Here is a 17,363-nt window from a genome sequence, read left to right as displayed (position 1 = left end):
CACACCACGCAGCATTTCAAATTTGGGGCGAAAGCCCAAGAGGAATTAAGACATGAATCAAGTAACAAATTTTGCAAATCCGATCGCAAAACCGGAAACATTTGACCAGATCCAGATTGGCCTTGCCTCGCCAGAGCGTATCCGCAGCTGGTCCTTTGGCGAAATTAAGAAGCCTGAAACCATCAACTACCGGACCTTCAAGCCGGAACGTGATGGCCTGTTCTGCGCGCGTATCTTCGGTCCGGTAAAGGATTACGAATGCCTGTGCGGCAAGTACAAGCGCATGAAATACAAGGGCATCGTCTGCGAAAAATGCGGTGTCGAAGTCACGGTAACCAAGGTTCGCCGCGAACGCATGGGTCATATCGACCTTGCTGCTCCGGTCGCCCATATCTGGTTCCTGAAATCGCTGCCGTCGCGCATCGGCCTGCTGCTCGACATGCAGCTCAAGCAGCTGGAGCGCGTGCTCTATTTCGAAAGCTATGTGGTTATCGAACCCGGTTTGACGGCTCTGGAAAAATTCCAGCTGCTGACCGAAGACGAAATGCTCGAAGCGCAGGATGAATATGGTGAAGACGCGTTCTCCGCCGGCATCGGCGCAGAAGCGGTCAAGATCATGCTGCAGGACCTGGACCTGAAGCAGGAACGCGACGATCTGATGGAAGAGCTGCGGACGACCAAGTCGACGCTGAAGCCCAAGAAGATCATAAAGCGCCTGAAAGTGGTCGAAAGCTTCATCGATTCGGGCAACAAGCCGGAATGGATGATCCTCGAAATCATTCCCGTGATTCCACCCGAGCTGCGCCCGCTGGTACCTCTGGATGGCGGCCGTTTCGCGACCTCCGATCTCAACGATCTCTATCGTCGCGTGATCAACCGGAACAACCGTCTGAAGCGCCTGATGGAGCTCCGCGCGCCGGACATCATCGTCCGTAACGAGAAGCGCATGCTTCAGGAATCGGTCGACGCTTTGTTCGACAATGGCCGTCGTGGCCGGACCATCACCGGTGCCAACAAGCGTCCGCTGAAATCCCTGTCCGACATGCTCAAGGGCAAGCAGGGCCGTTTCCGCCAGAATCTTCTCGGCAAGCGCGTCGACTATTCCGGCCGTTCGGTTATCGTGACCGGTCCTGAGCTGAAACTGCACCAGTGCGGTCTGCCAAAGAAAATGGCTCTCGAGCTGTTCAAGCCGTTCATCTACGCGCGGCTTGATGCCAAGGGCCTTTCGATGACGCTCAAGCAGGCCAAGAAATGGGTCGAAAAAGAGCGCAAGGAAGTCTGGGACATTCTTGAGGAAGTGATCCGCGAACATCCGGTGATGCTGAACCGCGCACCGACGCTTCACCGTCTCGGCATCCAGGCATTCGAGCCGGTATTGATCGAAGGTAAAGCCATCCAGCTTCACCCGCTGGTCTGCTCCGCCTTCAACGCCGACTTTGACGGTGACCAGATGGCGGTCCACGTTCCGCTGAGCCTCGAGGCCCAGCTGGAAGCGCGCGTGCTGATGATGTCGACCAACAACATCCTGTCGCCAGCCAACGGCAAGCCGATCATCGTTCCTTCGCAGGATATGGTTCTCGGTATCTATTATCTGACAATGGATCGCAAAGGCGAGCCGGGCGAAGGCATGATGCTGGCCGACATGGCCGAAGTGCATCAGGCTCTGGAAATCGGTGCGGTGACCCTGCACTCCAAGATCACCACCCGGGTTCCGCAAACCGACGAGGAAGGCAACCCCATCCTCAAGCGTTTCGAAACCACGCCGGGCCGTCTGCTGATCGCCGAATGTCTGCCGAAATCGCATCTGGTGCCGTTCGACATCGTCAACCGCTTGCTGACCAAGAAAGAAGTCGGCGACGTGATTGACCAAGTCTATCGTCACACCGGTCAGAAAGACACCGTCCTGTTCGCCGATGCGATCATGGGCCTTGGTTTCCGCCACGCTTGCCGCGCCGGCATTTCCTTCGGCAAGGACGACATGATCATTCCGGATTCCAAGGATGCAACGGTTGAGGAAACCCGCACCCTGGTGGCTGACTATGAGCAGCAATATCAGGATGGTCTGATCACCCAGCAGGAAAAATATAACAAGGTGATCGACGCCTGGTCCCGCTGTGGTGACACGGTTGCGAACGCGATGATGGACGAGCTGGCCGCGACGCCAGAGGACGAACATGGCCGCGAACGCGAGATCAACGCGATCTACATGATGAGCCACTCCGGCGCCCGTGGTTCGCCAGCCCAGATGAAGCAGCTGGGCGGCATGCGCGGCCTGATGGCGAAACCTTCCGGCGAGATTATTGAAACACCGATTATCTCGAACTTTAAGGAAGGCCTGACGGTTCTGGAATATTTCAACTCCACCCACGGTGCCCGTAAGGGTCTTGCGGATACGGCGTTGAAAACGGCCAACTCGGGTTATCTGACCCGTCGTCTGGTTGACGTTTCGCAGGATTGCACGATCGTCGAGGAAGATTGCGGCACCGAAAATGCGCTGGAGATGAAAGCCATCGTCCAGGGCGGTTCGGTCATCGCTTCGCTTGGCGAACGTATCCTTGGCCGGACCATGGCCGAAGATATTGTCGACAGCAAAGACGACAGCGTCGTGATCAAGGCCGGCACCCTGCTGGACGAAGCCGCCATATTGGTGATCGAGGAGCTCGGCATCCAGTCCGCGCGCATTCGCTCGCCGCTGGTCTGCGAATCCAAGATGGGCGTCTGCGGCACCTGCTACGGTCGTGACCTTGCCCGCGGTACACCGGTGAATATCGGTGAAGCGGTTGGCGTTATTGCGGCCCAATCGATCGGTGAGCCGGGCACGCAGCTGACGATGCGGACCTTCCACATCGGCGGCGCGGCACAGCTCAACGAGCAGTCCAATCTGGAATCGGTGGCAGAAGGTGTTGTCGAATATCGCGACATGCCGGTTATCGAGGACAAGAACGGTCGTTTCCTCTCGCTGGCGCGTAGCGGCATCATCGCCGTGATCGACAATGACGGTCGCGAACGGTCTGCCGACAAGGTGCCTTATGGTACCAGCGTGCTGGTCAAGGATGGCGCCAAGGTGAAACTGGGCGATCGTCTGGCCGAATGGGATCCGTTCACCATGCCGATGATCACCGAGAAGCCGGGTGTCATCAAGTTCCAGGACGTCATCGAAGGCAAGACGATGACCGAACAGACCGATGAAGCCACCGGTATCGCACAGCGTGTGATCACCGAATATCGCGCTTCCGGCCGTGGAGCCAATAAGGAAGACCTTCGCCCGCGCCTCACCCTGCTGGATGAGAATAGCGGAGAAGCTGGCCGCTACATGCTCGCCAATGGTGCAACCCTGTCCGTCGAAGACGGTGCCAAGGTTGCTGCCGGTGACGTGCTGGCGCGTGTCTCTCGCGAAGCTGCGAAGACCCGCGACATTACCGGTGGTCTGCCCCGTGTGGCCGAGCTGTTCGAAGCGCGCATTCCGAAGGACAATTCGATCATCGCCAAGATCGACGGACGGATTGAATTCGTTCGCGACTATAAAGCGAAACGCAAGATCGCGATTGTTCCGGAAGAAGGCGAACCAGTCGAATATCTGGTGCCGAAGACGAAAGTCATCGACGTGCAGGAAGGCGATTTCGTCAAGAAGGGCGACAACCTGGTCTCCGGTTCTCCGGACCCGCATGACATTCTGGAAGTTCTCGGGGTTGAGGCGCTGGCCGAATATCTCGTTTCGGAAATCCAGGAAGTCTATCGTCTGCAGGGCGTGAAAATCAACGACAAGCACATTGAAACGATCGTTCGTCAAATGCTGCAGAAAGTTGAAATCACCAATGGCGGCGATACGACGCTGCTGCCGGGCGAACAGGTCGATCTCGAAGAGATGCTGGAATATAACGCCAAGCTGACCAAGAAGCAGGAACCTGCTGCCGGCAAGCCGGTTCTCCTCGGTATCACCAAGGCGAGCCTGCAGACGCGCAGCTTCATCTCTGCGGCTTCTTTCCAGGAAACCACCCGGGTGCTTACCCAGGCGGCTGTCGAGGGCAAGAAGGATCAGCTGATCGGTCTCAAGGAGAACGTGATCGTTGGTCGCCTGATCCCGGCCGGTACCGGTGCGGGCATGAACCGCGCGCGTATTGCGGCAACCAGCCGCGATGCAGCCCTGCGGGCGCAGCAGCAGAAAATGCTGGATGCAATGCAGGCTGCGGCTGATCTGAAGGCGGAAGAAGTGGCCAATGCTGCGGCGACCGCTCCGGCTGCCGATGCAGAGCCAACTGCGGCGGATGTGTTCGGCGAAGCTCCGGTCGAGGAAGCCCTGATTGCTGCGGATAGCTCCGAGGAACAGCATGCAGCCGAACTGGCCCAGGGCGATGAAGCCGCTACCGGCGATTCCCACATGGCGAAAACCATGGGTGAAGGCATCGAGGCAAGCGATACCGAAGCCGCCCAGAGCGACGAAGACAAAGACGAATAGTCTTACCCGTCTGAAAGCGAATGAAAAAAGGCCCCGCCGGATTATCTCCAGCGGGGCCTTTTTCATGTTGGTGAGACCGGCGCGAACATTTCTGTCCGCTAGAATCTGATCTCGCAGACCGACATCTTGCCTTGCACAGTGGTCCGCCACTGGCCGGTCCACTCGCCACCCTGCGATGCGGCGACGGCCGGACATTTCCTGCGTGCATCCTGCTGGTTCCAGATTGGTCCGGCATTCACATCGCGTGTTCGACTGGCCGGAGGTGGAGCCGGACGGGACGCCGTGCCTTGCCGTGATGTCGATGTGATCCGGTACAGATCGGACTTGGAACCACCGTTCTGGCCATAGCCGACCCACTGGCGATGCAGATCCAACTGCAATTGGACATTGCGTGAGCTGTCATTCAGATAGACCGACCATTGATCACGCCCGGTTTCCGTGAAACGGAACGTGGCCTGCCCCCGATCGTTAAATTCGGCCCAGCGCCGCGGTCCGGTCTGTCTGAAGCTGCCGCCAGAGAAGAACACCTGTTTGACATTGCGGCCGTTGGTCACGGCGCGTGGAGCCGGCGACGGCGAACGCACGCGCCCTCGTTGCGATAGGCGCTGACGATCGGATAAAAATCGCGCTTGGGACCTCCGTTGTCGCCAAGGCGAATCCACTTGCGGTGGATATCGATCTGCAACTGCACGCTGCGTGAAGGATCGTTGAGATAGACCGACCAGTCATCGCGGCCGGTTTCGTTGAAGGTAAATTTCACACGGCCGTCAGCACCATATTCGGTCCAGTGCCCTCTCCCGGTTTCCCGAAACAGCCCGCCGTTGAACCGCACTTCCGACACATTATAGCCATTCACGCCCTGCTGCTGCCGTTGCGCGACTGCTGCTTCGGAAAAGATCAGGGACGTCGGGCCCAGCGCGGCAACGGTCAGGCCCATTGCCACCGCTCTGTTTAATAATTTCATGGATTCCCCATTATTTTTGGCGCGACCCGGGATAAGGTTGGCACAATACGGCCATGGTTGCCATGGTTCTTTCCATATTTAACGAAAAGTCCGCCGGCGGTTGGCCGGCGGACTATGTGATTTTGCTGGTCGGCAAGCCGATCAGATCGAAGCGACTTGTCCGAGCGCCTGGTCGAGCGCCGCCTCGCCCTTCATCATCTGCTGGTCAGCAGCGATAATCGTCACGTCGGTGATGCCGACAAAACCGAGAATATGACGCAGATAGCCGGAGGCAAAGTCGATCTCGCTGCCCACTTCAGTGCCGCCCGATGCAATCAGCACATAGGCCTTCTTGTCTTTCAGCAGCCTTCGGGACCATTGGCGGTATAGTGGAAGGTCTTGCGGGCGCGGGCGATAAGGTCGATCCATGCCTTGAGCGCCGCCGGCACGGTAAAATTGTAAATCGGCGTGCCAATTACCAGCGTATCGGCTGCGACAAGTTCGTCGACCAGCCTATCCGACAGGGCCAGTTCGGCCTTTTGGCCTTCGGTTCGTGCACTTTCATCGGTGAAGTTCGCGCCTACCCAATCTTCTGTCACGAAGGGCAAAGCTTCGGAGAGATCACGGGTGACAATATTGTCCGGCGCCAGCCTTGCGATCACGGCGTCGGTGAGGGCACGGGAGGATGAGCCGGCTTTGCGGGCACTGGCATCTACGCGGAGGATATTCTTGGACTGGGTCATGACATTGTTCCTTTGCTATGGAATGGACGGGGAAATTGGAGGGACGCTCTAGGGGTCAGGGGATTGTGAGCGTCCCTCCGGGCGCGGGGAGTTAGTCTTGGGGCTCCCACGCTTCGACAAAGACAAATTCGGCCTTGTCAATTGCTTCGATCTGCAGCGACGAGACGTCCCGGATCGCGAGGGAATCGCGAGGACCGACCAGTTCGCCATTGACCCGGACCTGACCGGTGGAACCGACCAGATAGACATGGGCGCCATCGGCAATCTGGTGCTCGATCGTCGTTCCTTCGCCAAGCGTGGCACCATAGAGGCGGGCATCCGCCCCTATCATCAGCGCACCACCCTTGATGTCCTCCTCGAAACCGCTGGCGAGGATTTCCAGCTGACCGGAACGGTCGCCTCTGGGAAAGGCTTTCGCATCCCAGCGCGGCGCTCCGCCGGCTGCACGGGGCTCGATCCAGATCTGGAACAGACGGGTCTGGTCGTCCTCCAGATTATATTCGCTGTGCATCACGCCAGTGCCGGCGCTCATCACCTGGACATCGCCAGCTTCGGTACGGCCTTCATTGCCCATATTGTCGCGGTGGGTAATCGCCCCTTCGCGGACATAGGTGATGATTTCCATATCCTTGTGGCCGTGCATCGGAAATCCGGTCTTCGGCTTGATCTCGTCATCATTCCACACCCGGATCGGGCCGAAGCCCATGCGGGCCGGGTCCCAATAATTGCCGAATGAAAAATGATGCCGGGCCTCCAGCCATTCATGGTCGACATGGGCCAGATCCTTGAACTCTCGTTTCTCCATCATTGTATTTCTCCTGTTCGAGCGGGCCTTGTTTCCGCTCTGCTTGAGAAAGAGATAGGGCGACCTCAGTGTTTCGGAAATAGCCGATATTGAATTTGATTGTTTCCATTTTTGTTTAATATGATGCCATGGCATTACCCGATTACGAAGCCTGGGCGATTTTTGCGGCGGTTGCGCGGCTGGGCAGCTTTACCGCTGCCGCGCAGGAACTGGCATTGTCCAAACCGACGATCTCGAAGGCCATATCGCGGCTGGAAGAGTCGCTCGGCACGGTGCTGTTTCACCGCACCTCGCGCAGGATTTCGCTTTCCACCGCAGGCAAGGCGCTGCTCCCGCATGCGCGGCAGATCGCTATGGACGGTGAAGCAGCGATGGAAGCCGCTCGCGACACAACGCATCTGTTACAGGGGCAGGTGCGTCTGGCTGCCCCGCTCAGCTACGGTCTGTCGCATCTCGCACCGGTGATCGCCGACTTCATGTGCGCCTATCCGGAAATCACCGTCGACCTGCAGCTCAATGACGCGCGGGTTGATCTGGTCGAGGAAGGTTTTGACTGCGCGATCCGGATCGGCGCGCTCCCCGACAGCAGCCTGAGAGCGATCAAGCTGCGCAGGATGGACGGCTATTTCATCGCCGCCCCGAGCTATGTCGAGCGCAAGGGCGAGCCGGAAAGTCCGGCTGATCTGGGTGATCACGATTGCTTCATCTACTCGAACACGCCGAGCCCAGAACATTGGCCGGTGACCGGCCCTGATGGCCATATCACCAATGTGCGGCCCAAATGCCGGTTCCGCAGCAACAATGGCGACGTCATGCTGCCGGCGCTGATCGCCGGACGCGGAATTGGCTATCTGCCCGATTTCCTCTGCCAGAAGGCACTGGACGCGGGTGATCTGGTCAATATTCTTCCGGGATGCCGTATCGGCGATATCGCCCTCAATATTGTCATGCCCCCGTCCCGCCTGCGACCGGCCCGGGTCGATGCACTGGTGGACTTTCTGAAGGACAATTTGCGCTAGCCAGAGCTGCGCACAGTTTTGCTGTCCTACATCGTCCGGATTTAGTAGCCTCTCCCGATGAACAGGAAAATGCTGATCCACCCTGCTGCGAACGCGACTTTCCCGCCATATATCGGGGTTATTCCCGGCTGTCTGTATCTGCAAAATTCGTCAACAGAGTGATTTTTCATAATACTGTAAAGTTTGTAAAGTTCATCAGGAAAACAGGCCCGAAAATTAATGCCGCTCGAGACCATCTTGCTTTTTGTCGTCGCCGACCTGATGTTTTGTTTCACGCCGGGGCCGGCCACCATGGTCATCGTCAGCCATGCCCTGCCCCATGGTCCGGCGGGCGGCATGCGCGGGGCCCTGGGGCCGATCGTCGGGGTCAATCTCGGCAATGCCGACCAGGTTCAGCCGTTGTTACAGAAAATCGCTGCGGCTATATTGTTCGGCTCAGCCTTGACACTGGCATGGTGGAACCTCAACGCCAGCGCGATGCAGAGCGCGTTCAACCTGCCGCAAGGCGCGATTGGCTAGATATATATGATGAACAGAATATGGCCTTTCCTCCTCGTCCTGAGCTTTTCCCAGCCCCTGTCGGCGCAGGAAAAGCCTGATGGTGAGGTTAGCGCGGAAACGATATTGGCGTTGAAGGGCCTGCAGCTGCTGGACCAGCGGATGAACGCCATCGGCTTTCGGCTGATCAGTGCCAATGCCGCCTATTGCGACCAAAAAGCCGCCACGACCGGCCTGCTGCTGAATGACGTGGCCCAATATGCCGATCAGGAAACCGCCCGTTTCGCGCTCGGCTTCGATGGCGCGATAGGGATCACCGCAGTCGCGCCGGACAGCCCCGCTGCGGCGGCGGAACTGTCGCCGGGGAACAGCCTTCTGGCGATCAACAACAAGGCGATCGAGGATATCGCGGTCGATCTCTCGCAATCGTCGAGCGAAGAACCGGCCTATCGCCGGATCAATACAATCAACCGGGTGTTTCGACAGATGCTCGCCGCGGGCGATGTACAACTGACCATATCGGAAGGTGGCGTCCGCCGGACGGTACCGATCAAACCGGTCGAGACATGCACCGGGCAGTTCCAGATCCGGGTCAGCGCCGACCGCAGCGCCACCGCCGATGGTCGGCTGGTCAGCGTCTCCTCGCAGCTTGCCGAATATTTTCTGAGCGATGACGAATTTGCCGCCGTCGTCGCCCATGAACTGGCGCATAATCTGCTGAAACACCGCGACCGGCTCGATGCGCAACAGGTCAATCGCGGCTTTTTCGGCCAGTTGGGCAAGAGCGCCGGCCGGATCAGGGAAACCGAGATTGAAGCGGACCGGCTATCGGTCTGGCTGATGGCCAATGCCGGCTATGACCCGCAGGCTGCGATCGCCTTCTGGACCCGCTACGGCAAGGAACATGGCAAGGGCATCTTCTCCGCCTCGACGCATTACCGCTGGAAGAAGCGGGTGCAGCTATTCGAAGAAGAAATTGCGAAGATGGACGCGATGGAACCTGTCGACGGCAAATATGCGCCGCCACTGCTGACCGGGTCCGACTGACTCAATCGTCGTCCTTGTAGGCGTCCTTGCAATTGCGGCGTTCCTGCTTGTTGCGCGCTTCATCAAGGCACAGGTCGCGCTGCTTTTTCCGGTCGGCCAGCGCCTTGCGCCCCAGATCTTCTTCCCTCTCGGACTGGGTCTGGGTGGTCGCATCCACTGCGGTCTCGACAACCGTACCGGCGGCCCTGAACGGCGCCGTTACGATTTTGCTGACGCAGCCGGACAAGAGCATGGGAACAAGAGCGACCGTCAATATGGGTGATATGCGCATGATATACTCCTCAATTGCTCCGTGCCGGCATCGTGATCGCCTGAAAGATTCAGGACTCTGCCAGCAATTTCTCTGCTATTTCCCTGATATCGCTGCCGATCTCCGGATGGGCCAGCGCCAACGCCAGATTGGCTTCGACATAGCCCTGTTTCGACCCGCAATCATAGCGCTTGCCGTCAAAGGTCATGCCGTGGAACGGCTGCTGGCCGATCATCTGCGCCATCGCGTCGGTCAGCTGTATCTCGCCGCCGGCACCCGCTGCCTGGGTTTCCAGGATCCGCATCACTTCGGGTTGCAGAATATAGCGGCCGGGCAGAATGAGGTTGGATGGCGCGGTGCCGGCCGCAGGCTTCTCGACCAGCCCCTTGACCTCGGTGATCGGACCGTCGCGATAGCCCGGATCAATGACACCATAAGAGGGCGTTTTCTCGATCGGAATTTCCAAGGCACAGACGATATTGCCGCCAAGCTTGTTATAGGCACCGACCATTTGCTTCATGCAGCCAGGCGAACCGACCATGAATTCGTCAGGCAGGAAAATCGCGAAGGGTTCGTCCCCGATAATATCCCGCGCGCACCAGATGGCATGCCCGAGCCCCAAGGGCTCCTGCTGCCGGACGAACACACAGTCACCGGGCTTGAGCCGGGTTCCTTCGAGCACCGACCGGTCTTTTCCCCGGTCAGCCATATTGCGCTCGAGTTCAAACGCCATGTCGAAATGATCCTCGATCATGCCCTTGCCCCGACCGTTGACGAAGATCATTTGCTCGATCCCTGCCTCCAGCGCCTCGTCGACGGCATATTGCAGCAGCGGACGGTCGACGATCGGGAACAGTTCCTTGGGCATGACCTTGGTCGCCGGCAGAAAACGGGTGCCCATTCCGGCAACAGGGAAAACGGCTTTTTGATCGGTTTCATATTTCTGTTCTAGTCCTTCAACTTGTTGGCGAAGCTGGTCCGCAATTTTTGCAGTTTCGGCGGGATGGTGGCGACACAATATGGATTGCTGCGCCCTTCGTCAGCCCAATATTGCTGATGATAGTCTTCCGCCACGTACCAGGGGCCGGCCCCTCGATAGTGGTCACAACCGGTTCGACGCGCCCCTCTGCCGCCCGCTTGATGCCGGCTTCGGCTTCGGCGCGCTGCTGGTCGTCCAGCGGGAAAATCGCCGACCGGTACTGAGTGCCGATATCATTGCCCTGCCGGTTGAGCTGGGTCGGATCATGGGTGGCGAAGAAAATATCCAGCAGATCGGCATAGCTGACGATCGCATCGTCGAAACCAATCTTGATCGCCTCGGCGTGCCCCGTGGTCCCGGAACAGACTTCACGATAGGTCGGGTCGGGCTTGGCGCCGCCAATATAGCCGCTTTCGACGGAAGTAACCCCGGCAATATCGTTGAACACCGCTTCGGTGCACCAAAAACAGCCACCGGCAAAAATGGCTTCCTGCTTGGCCATATAAACTCCTTTACAGGGTGGCAGTCTCGCCCCCTTCATTTGCAACGTCACGCGCTTCATCGCGCCTGGCGACAAGAAGATACATGGCGGGTGTTACCACTCGAGACAAGAGGGTCGAGCTGATCAGCCCGCCGATGATGATCCCCGCCAAGGGCGCATATAGTGCTCCGCCCCATAGAGCGAGCGGCGTCAAGCCGCCGATCGCCGTGATCGATGTCAGCAGCACCGGCAGGAACCGGACCTCCCCGGCTTTCTCGATCGCGTCGCGCAATCCCATGCCCTGCGCGCGCAGCTGGCTGGTGAAATCGACCAGCAGAATCGAGTTTTGATTTCAATCCCGATCAGCGCGATAAAGCCGATCAGCGCCATGACGCTCAGCGAGTTGCCGGTGAAATAGAGGGCGAGAATGCCGCCAACCGTGCCCAGCGGGATAACGCCCGCCACCACGATCGTTTCGCGGAACCGCCTGAACTCGGCCACCAGAACCGCAAAGATCAACATGAATGCGGTCAGGATCAGGGGACCGAAATTACCGAATGTTTCGCCGATTTTCTCGGCCTCGCCACCGATGGACCAATCATAGCCTTCGGGAAACTTGATCTGTTCCAGCTGTTCCACGGCACGGTCATTGACCGTCGAGGGAACTTCGCCGAAATCGACCTGGGCGGTAACCAGCACCGTCCTGCGCAACTGATGCCGCTGGATTTGCGGAGTGACATTGGTCAGCTTGGGATCCGTGATCTGGGCCAGCGGCACCGGGTCGCCGGCGCGCGTTGCAACGTAGATCTTGTCCAGCACCGATATCGGCAGATTGCCCTCAAACGGGAAGCGAACCGTCACCGGATAATTATCCCCTTCCTGATCCCGGAAAGAGGCTGCTCGTTCGCCACTGATCGCCAGCCGGATGGCGCGCCGCGGTTCGCCCGATGGAATATTGAGCAGGGCCGCTTTCTTCTCGTTCAACCCGATGTCGAGATCGATCTTGTCGGTCTCCACCGGATTGACGATATCCCGGGCGCCGGCGTTGCGCAGAACATCTGCAATCGTCCCTGACAATTGCTTGAGCGTATCCAGTTCCGGGCCGGACACCCGGATGACAATCGGTGCTTCCACCGGCGTACCGTTCTGGAACAGCTCGATCTTCACCCGCGCGCCTGCAATCTGGTCGAGCTGCTTGCGCAACCGGTCGATCATTTCCGGACCTTCCCGGGTGTCCCATTCGTCCAGCACCGCCAACACTTCGCCATAGTTGATGCGCTCGGCCCTCGGACCGACATTGTAAAATACCTGGGGATTGCCGTTGCCGATATTTTCCGCCCGTACTTTGATACTGGGTTCCGTCTCCAGAATTTTCGTCACTTCAGCCACGATCCGGTCGGTACGATCCAGACTGCTGCCCTGTTCCGCTTCCACCGAAACCCGGAAATAGGGAGCGTCGGCAAAAGGAAAAAGCGAAAAGCCGAGGCTTGGCACCAGCGCAAAAGCCGACAGGCACAAGACCATGGCCAGCACCACCGTCTTGACCGGCGCCGCCAGAGCTATGTGCAAGAAGGGACGATAGAAGCGCTGGATTTTGTCGTTAACCCAGCGCAGCGCGCGATTGCCTTCCGGATTTTCATCCCGTCGCAACATGCGACTGGCGAGAAAGGGGATCAGGGACAGCGAGATTATCAGCGAAGAAATGACCGTCGCAATGATCGCTATGAAAAAGACCGGGTATAGGAGCCGGCGCCGCTGGGCAGGAACAGCAATGGCACGAATGCCAGCACCAGCACCGCGGTGGAGCCGATAACCGCAGCGCGGATTTCCAGACTACCCTCGATCGCCGCCTGGGTTCTGGTTTTGCCCATTCGCAAATGACGCGCGATATTTTCCGTCACGACGATGCTGTCGTCGACCAGCAACCCCAGCGAAACGATAAAGCCGGCAATGGAAAGCTGGCTGAGATTATATCCCATCGCATAAAGCACGAGCAGACCCGAAGCGAGCGAGAGCGGAATCGAGATCATGACGATGCCCGAAGAGCGCAATCCAAGCGGCAAAAGTGTGAAAATCACCAAAGCGATAGCAATGGAAAAGTCGCGCGTCAGTTCGTTCAATCGCCGTTTCACGTCGCGACTCTGGTCAAACTGCATGACCAGCTCGATATCCGGAGGCAGCACCAGCCGCTGTTGATCCATTACCACATCAAGTTCTTGCTTCAGTCGCGTGACATCAACAGCATCTTTTGCGTAACAGTAAGAAACACAGCGCGCTGACCATTGTGACGGGCGCGATAAAGCTGCTCCTCCGCGCCCCAGCTGACGTCTGCAACATCATCGACGGTCAAAAGCGATCCACTCGATGCCCGCAAAGGCAATCCGCGAATGGCATCAAGGTCCCGAAACGCGCCGCCTGCTTCCACATTCAGCCTGCGTTCGCCACTCTGGACTGCTCCGCCGGGCAAGTCGGCTCCGCCCTGACGGACGGCATCGGCTATTGCACTGGCCGGAACGCGCAGTTCGGAAAGCCGCTCCGGCTTTACCTCCACGCTGACTTCCGGCTGCGGCAGGCCGAAAATTCTGGCCTCCCGAACGCCGGAATTCCGCATGAAAATATCGGCCATATCTTCGGCATATTTTTCCATCCGCCGCCACGAAGCGGTTTCACTGACCAGCGCCACCTGCATGACCGCAGCCTCGGTCGTGCGGATCTTGCGAAACTCCAGCTTCTGCAGTCCGGCCGGCATCTCGTCCCGGATCGCGGAGACTTCCCGCACCACGTCATCGAAATAGCCGTCGACATCACCGGACCATCGGCTGAATTCGACCCGGATGACGGTTCCGCCATCGGTGCTCGTTGATCGCACTTCCGCTATATCGTCCAGTCCCTGAACGACGTCTTCGATCGGCTTGGCAACCGTCTCTTCCATTTCCTGCGCATCGGCGCCCGGCTGGATTGCGATGATATTGACAGCAGGTATGGGAAAATGCGGATCGACGGCTTTTGGAATACCACTGAGCGCGGTTAGCCCCAGCAGTGTGAGCAGGATGAACAGGACCGAAGAGAGCTGCCAGCGGGAAATGACGAAGCGGGCAAGCATCTCAGACCCGGCAATCCTTTTGATAAAAGTTGATGCTCATCGTACTGGCCGGATGGGTTTGATCAAATCGCCGTCTCTCAGCTTCTCGACGCCCCGGGTCACGATCACCTCGCCCGCCGACAGGCCAGCGAGAATTTCAAGATTCCTGTCGGTCAATTTTCCGATCTGGACATTGCGCTGCTTCACCCGGTCTTTGTCATCGACCACGAACACAAGGCCTTCACCGGTGCGGACCCCGAATATCGCGTTGGCGGGAATGACGAAGGTCGCTTGGCCCTCGCGGGACACCTCCACTGCTACCATGCCCAATTGCCCGGACCGCAGTCGATCGCTCGCAGGGAGCCGGAAATTCACCTCGAAAGTTCCGGTCCGCTCGTCTGCCCGCCCGTCCTTCTCGCTGACCACTGCATCCAGCGGCGTCTTGGAAACCGCGGACAGCAAGACCTTGGCCGGCATGCCGACGCTGATACGGGCGGCATCGGCATCGGTCATCGGCACCCGCAAGACGAAACCCTTGTCGATTTCACCCAATATCATTGCCGTCATGCCGGCGGTCACAATTTGCCCTTCATCGATGTTGCGCGATAGAATGATACCGCTACTCGGGGCGCGGATATAGGACGTGCGGCTGGCGAATTCCGTGGCCTCGATCTGGGCCCGCGCCGCGCGCGCTGTCGCTTCGGATTGTTCGAGCCGGGATTTGGTTACCCAGCCGTCCTTGAACAATTTCGCAATCCGCTCATATTCCGCTTCGGCACGATCCCGCTCGGCGCGCGCCACGCTCAGATCTGCAGCCACTGTACTGCCGTCCAGAGCTGCCAGAATCGCGCCCTGCTTGACCCTGTCACCTTCTTCATAGCGGACGGAAGCGACTTTACCGTCGGTGGTAAAACCCAGCGCAGTTTCGCGGCGCAAGCGAACGGTCCCGGCGGCATTCAGGACTTCGCTCTCGCTCGCCGGCTGGACCGTGGCCACTGCTGCCGGGATCGGCTCGGAGGAGCTGGGCTTTGCCTCTGGTTCGCTGACACTGCATCCGGTCATGAAAACCAGACCGCCGAAAATCGATACTATCGTTCTGCCAAGCGTCATATTGCGCACTATCACCCCTAATCAATTTGTCTTAAGTCGCTATCGGGCGCGGTCCAATAGAAAATTGCGAATTCAAACCAAAAAGGGCCGGATTATGAAACCCGGCCCGTGAAATGTGCTATTAAAGAGTCAGTATTAATTTTCTGTGCCGACGATCTCCTGGCCGGAACCGCCCATGACCTTGTAGACGATACCTGCCAGGACCGCGCCGACGATTGGTGCCACCCAGAAAACCCATAGCTGCGACAATGCGATACCGCCTTCGATCAGGGCGGGACCGGTGCTTCTCGCCGGATTAACCGAGGTATTGGTTACCGGAATGCTGATCAGGTGGATCAGCGTCAATCCCAAGCCGATCGCCAGTGGTGCAAAGCCAGCCGGTGCCCGGCCGTCCGTCGCACCCAATATGATCAGCAGGAAGAAGAAGGTCAGCAATATTTCGATCGCGATGCCAGAGCCTAATGCGAAACCGCCGGGCAAATGTTCGCCGACACGGTTGGATGCCAGACCGTTTACCGCAAGGCTATAATCCGCATTGCCCGAAGCAATCAGATAGAGCGCGGCGGCGGCAATCGTCGCGCCCGCGACCTGGGCGATGATATAGACGGGAATTTCCTGCGCTGGAAAACGCCCTCCCATCCAGAGGCCGATGGTGACGGCGGGATTGAGGTGGCACCCGCTGATATGGCCAATAGCGTAGGCCATGGTGACAACAGTTAGTCCGAAGGCGAGAGAAACCCCCAATAGACCAATACCGACCTCTGGATAGGCGGCCGAGATCACCGCGCTCCCGCACCCTCCGAAAACAAGCCAGAATGTCCCCAGAAACTCAGCCAAGGATTTTTGCAAAGCAGTCACGATATCTCTCCCTCTCCGGTCGAAGCGCAGCATCAGCTCGCGCCATATCGCCTTACCCTATGGCAGATATCCCGTTTCTCCAAGGCGATGGCCTGTAATGTTATGTAAACTGGCGGCTATCTGGGGCTTGCAGCGCGGCGCAGCCGGTCATTCAGTGCAATCCCGATGCCGGCGTTCGGGATGGGTGCGACGGCAATTCGCGGCTTGCCGCTCGCGTCAGCGTCATGGAGCGCGGCAAACAAAAGACTGGCGGCTTCTGCGAGATCCGCATCCGGTGAAAGATTCCGGTCACCGGGCAGATTTCCAAAGCCGATATGATATTCATCATCCGCAGCGGTTTCAGCATTGAGGCGCAGCGGCTTCGATGGCGCGTAATGCGACAGCATTTGGCCGGGTGCCTCGATCAGGTTGGTGTCTGCCAATATCGGCGCTTTCCCGGCGACCGCTTCCAGTTGCGCTTCTGTGACCGGACCGGGGCGCAATATCCGGTATTCTCCGCCGGCCACGGCGATTATCGTCGATTCGATCCCCCGTTCGCATGGGCCGCCATCCAGTATCAACGGCGCCTTGGCGCCCAGGCTGCGCGTGACATGCTCCGCCGTTGTCGGGCTGATCCCGCCGCTGCGGTTGGCCGACGGCGCGGCGAGATACAGCCCCGACTGTTCGAGCAACTCGCGCATCACCGGGTGCGCCGGACAGCGCAGGGCGATCGTTTCGAGACCGGCAGTGACAGCGGCCGCAACCGGGCAATTTTCACGTTTCGGCACCACAATCGTCAACGGCCCCGGCCACAAGCGTCCGCGAACAACGACGCGAGATCTTCAAATTTGCCTAGTTTTCCGGCTGATTCGCGATCCGGGACATGTACGATCAGCGGATTGAAATCCGGTCGGCCCTTGGTCCGGTATATCTCCGCCACGGCGGCGGCATTGGTCGAATCGGCAGCCAGACCATAGACGGTTTCCGTCGGCACAGCGACCAGTCCGCCTGCGCGCAGGCGGGCGACGGCCTCGCCAATAGTCGCATTGCCGTAACGGCGCGCTTCGCCGCCAATATGATCATTTGAGCCGGACATGACCCTGCGCTATAGCC

General features: G+C 58.6%; 12 protein-coding genes and 4 pseudogenes. 4 read left to right on the top strand and 12 right to left on the bottom strand.

From position 1 onward, the window contains the following. Window positions 1-52: 52 nt before the first annotated feature. On the top strand, window positions 53-4,456 hold the full coding sequence (rpoC, locus tag C8024_RS08415; protein WP_173204069.1) for a DNA-directed RNA polymerase subunit beta': 4,404 nt from the start codon (window positions 53-55) through the stop codon (window positions 4,454-4,456). 98 nt (window positions 4,457-4,554) lie between these two features. Here rpoC and C8024_RS23190 read toward each other — a convergent pair whose 3' ends face one another. The 4 genes and pseudogenes from C8024_RS23190 to C8024_RS08395 all read right to left on the bottom strand — a co-directional run bounded on the left by C8024_RS23190 (window position 4,555) and on the right by C8024_RS08395 (window position 6,950). Then, the gene (locus C8024_RS23190) at window positions 4,555-5,040 is read right to left on the bottom strand and encodes a mannan-binding lectin (RefSeq protein WP_217272087.1); all 486 of its coding nucleotides are present in this window, start codon (window positions 5,038-5,040) and stop codon (window positions 4,555-4,557) included. Next, window positions 5,007-5,420 (bottom strand): hypothetical protein, encoded by a 414-nt coding sequence (locus C8024_RS08405; RefSeq protein WP_173204067.1) that lies wholly within the window; start codon window positions 5,418-5,420, stop codon window positions 5,007-5,009. The genes C8024_RS23190 and C8024_RS08405 overlap by 34 nt, the downstream gene beginning before the upstream one ends. 141 nt (window positions 5,421-5,561) lie before the next feature. Continuing rightward, a pseudogene (locus tag C8024_RS08400) lies at window positions 5,562-6,142 on the bottom strand (FMN-dependent NADH-azoreductase). Window positions 6,143-6,233: 91 nt separating this feature from the next. After that, a complete protein-coding gene (locus C8024_RS08395; protein ID WP_173204065.1) occupies window positions 6,234-6,950 on the bottom strand; it encodes a pirin family protein in 717 nt (238 codons plus the stop codon). 125 nt (window positions 6,951-7,075) lie between these two features. On the opposite strand from C8024_RS08395, the gene C8024_RS08390 reads away from it, so the two are divergent. From C8024_RS08390 to C8024_RS08380, 3 genes are all read left to right on the top strand, one after another. Beyond that, on the top strand, window positions 7,076-7,966 hold the full coding sequence (locus C8024_RS08390; RefSeq protein ID WP_173204063.1) for a LysR family transcriptional regulator: 891 nt from the start codon (window positions 7,076-7,078) through the stop codon (window positions 7,964-7,966). 219 nt (window positions 7,967-8,185) lie between these two features. Further along, the gene (locus tag C8024_RS08385; RefSeq protein WP_173204061.1) at window positions 8,186-8,485 is read left to right on the top strand and encodes a hypothetical protein; all 300 of its coding nucleotides are present in this window, start codon (window positions 8,186-8,188) and stop codon (window positions 8,483-8,485) included. A 6-nt stretch (window positions 8,486-8,491) separates the two neighbouring features. Further along, window positions 8,492-9,511, top strand: coding sequence for a M48 family metallopeptidase (locus C8024_RS08380; RefSeq protein WP_217272086.1), 1,020 nt, complete (start codon window positions 8,492-8,494; stop codon window positions 9,509-9,511). Window position 9,512: 1 nt separating this feature from the next. Here C8024_RS08380 and C8024_RS08375 read toward each other — a convergent pair whose 3' ends face one another. From C8024_RS08375 to C8024_RS08345, 8 genes and pseudogenes are all read right to left on the bottom strand, one after another. After that, on the bottom strand, window positions 9,513-9,782 hold the full coding sequence (locus C8024_RS08375) for a DUF6726 family protein (protein WP_173204057.1): 270 nt from the start codon (window positions 9,780-9,782) through the stop codon (window positions 9,513-9,515). A gap of 49 nt (window positions 9,783-9,831) precedes the next feature. Continuing rightward, window positions 9,832-10,662: a UTP--glucose-1-phosphate uridylyltransferase gene (locus C8024_RS08370; protein ID WP_173204055.1), complete on the bottom strand. Its 831-nt coding sequence runs from the start codon at window positions 10,660-10,662 to the stop codon at window positions 9,832-9,834. 47 nt (window positions 10,663-10,709) lie between these two features. Further along, window positions 10,710-11,242: pseudogene (gene msrA, locus C8024_RS08365) on the bottom strand (peptide-methionine (S)-S-oxide reductase MsrA). Between the two features lie 10 nt (window positions 11,243-11,252). Then, window positions 11,253-13,377 (bottom strand): annotated as a pseudogene (locus tag C8024_RS08360) (efflux RND transporter permease subunit). A gap of 65 nt (window positions 13,378-13,442) precedes the next feature. Further along, entirely contained in the window at window positions 13,443-14,324 is an 882-nt protein-coding gene (locus C8024_RS21310) for an efflux RND transporter permease subunit (RefSeq protein ID WP_254305719.1), read from the bottom strand. A gap of 36 nt (window positions 14,325-14,360) precedes the next feature. Next, window positions 14,361-15,365 (bottom strand): efflux RND transporter periplasmic adaptor subunit, encoded by a 1,005-nt coding sequence (locus C8024_RS08355; protein ID WP_173204053.1) that lies wholly within the window; start codon window positions 15,363-15,365, stop codon window positions 14,361-14,363. A gap of 183 nt (window positions 15,366-15,548) precedes the next feature. Beyond that, window positions 15,549-16,271: an aquaporin Z gene (gene aqpZ / locus C8024_RS08350; RefSeq protein ID WP_367947228.1), complete on the bottom strand. Its 723-nt coding sequence runs from the start codon at window positions 16,269-16,271 to the stop codon at window positions 15,549-15,551. Window positions 16,272-16,387: 116 nt separating this feature from the next. After that, window positions 16,388-17,346 (bottom strand): annotated as a pseudogene (locus C8024_RS08345) (L-threonylcarbamoyladenylate synthase). Window positions 17,347-17,363: the final 17 nt, after the last annotated feature.

Source organism: Sphingopyxis sp. BSNA05 (genome assembly GCF_013265645.1).
Lineage (GTDB): Bacteria > Pseudomonadota > Alphaproteobacteria > Sphingomonadales > Sphingomonadaceae > Parasphingorhabdus.
This window is presented reverse-complemented; position numbering and strand designations above follow the sequence as displayed.

Excerpts from the sequence above, each read along its gene's own strand:
- C8024_RS08385 (WP_173204061.1), top strand. The coding sequence starts at position 8,186 with ATGCCGCTCGAGACCATCTTGCTTTTTGTCGTCGCCGACCTGATGTTT.
- C8024_RS08390 (WP_173204063.1), top strand. The coding sequence starts at position 7,076 with ATGGCATTACCCGATTACGAAGCCTGGGCGATTTTTGCGGCGGTTGCG.
- C8024_RS08375 (WP_173204057.1), bottom strand. The coding sequence starts at position 9,782 with ATGCGCATATCACCCATATTGACGGTCGCTCTTGTTCCCATGCTCTTG.
- rpoC (WP_173204069.1), top strand. The coding sequence starts at position 53 with ATGAATCAAGTAACAAATTTTGCAAATCCGATCGCAAAACCGGAAACA.
- C8024_RS08395 (WP_173204065.1), bottom strand. The coding sequence starts at position 6,950 with ATGATGGAGAAACGAGAGTTCAAGGATCTGGCCCATGTCGACCATGAA.
- C8024_RS08355 (WP_173204053.1), bottom strand. The coding sequence starts at position 15,365 with ATGACCGGATGCAGTGTCAGCGAACCAGAGGCAAAGCCCAGCTCCTCC.
- C8024_RS08380 (WP_217272086.1), top strand. The coding sequence starts at position 8,492 with ATGATGAACAGAATATGGCCTTTCCTCCTCGTCCTGAGCTTTTCCCAG.
- C8024_RS21310 (WP_254305719.1), bottom strand. The coding sequence starts at position 14,324 with ATGCTTGCCCGCTTCGTCATTTCCCGCTGGCAGCTCTCTTCGGTCCTG.
- C8024_RS08405 (WP_173204067.1), bottom strand. The coding sequence starts at position 5,420 with ATGAAATTATTAAACAGAGCGGTGGCAATGGGCCTGACCGTTGCCGCG.
- C8024_RS08370 (WP_173204055.1), bottom strand. The coding sequence starts at position 10,662 with ATGGGCACCCGTTTTCTGCCGGCGACCAAGGTCATGCCCAAGGAACTG.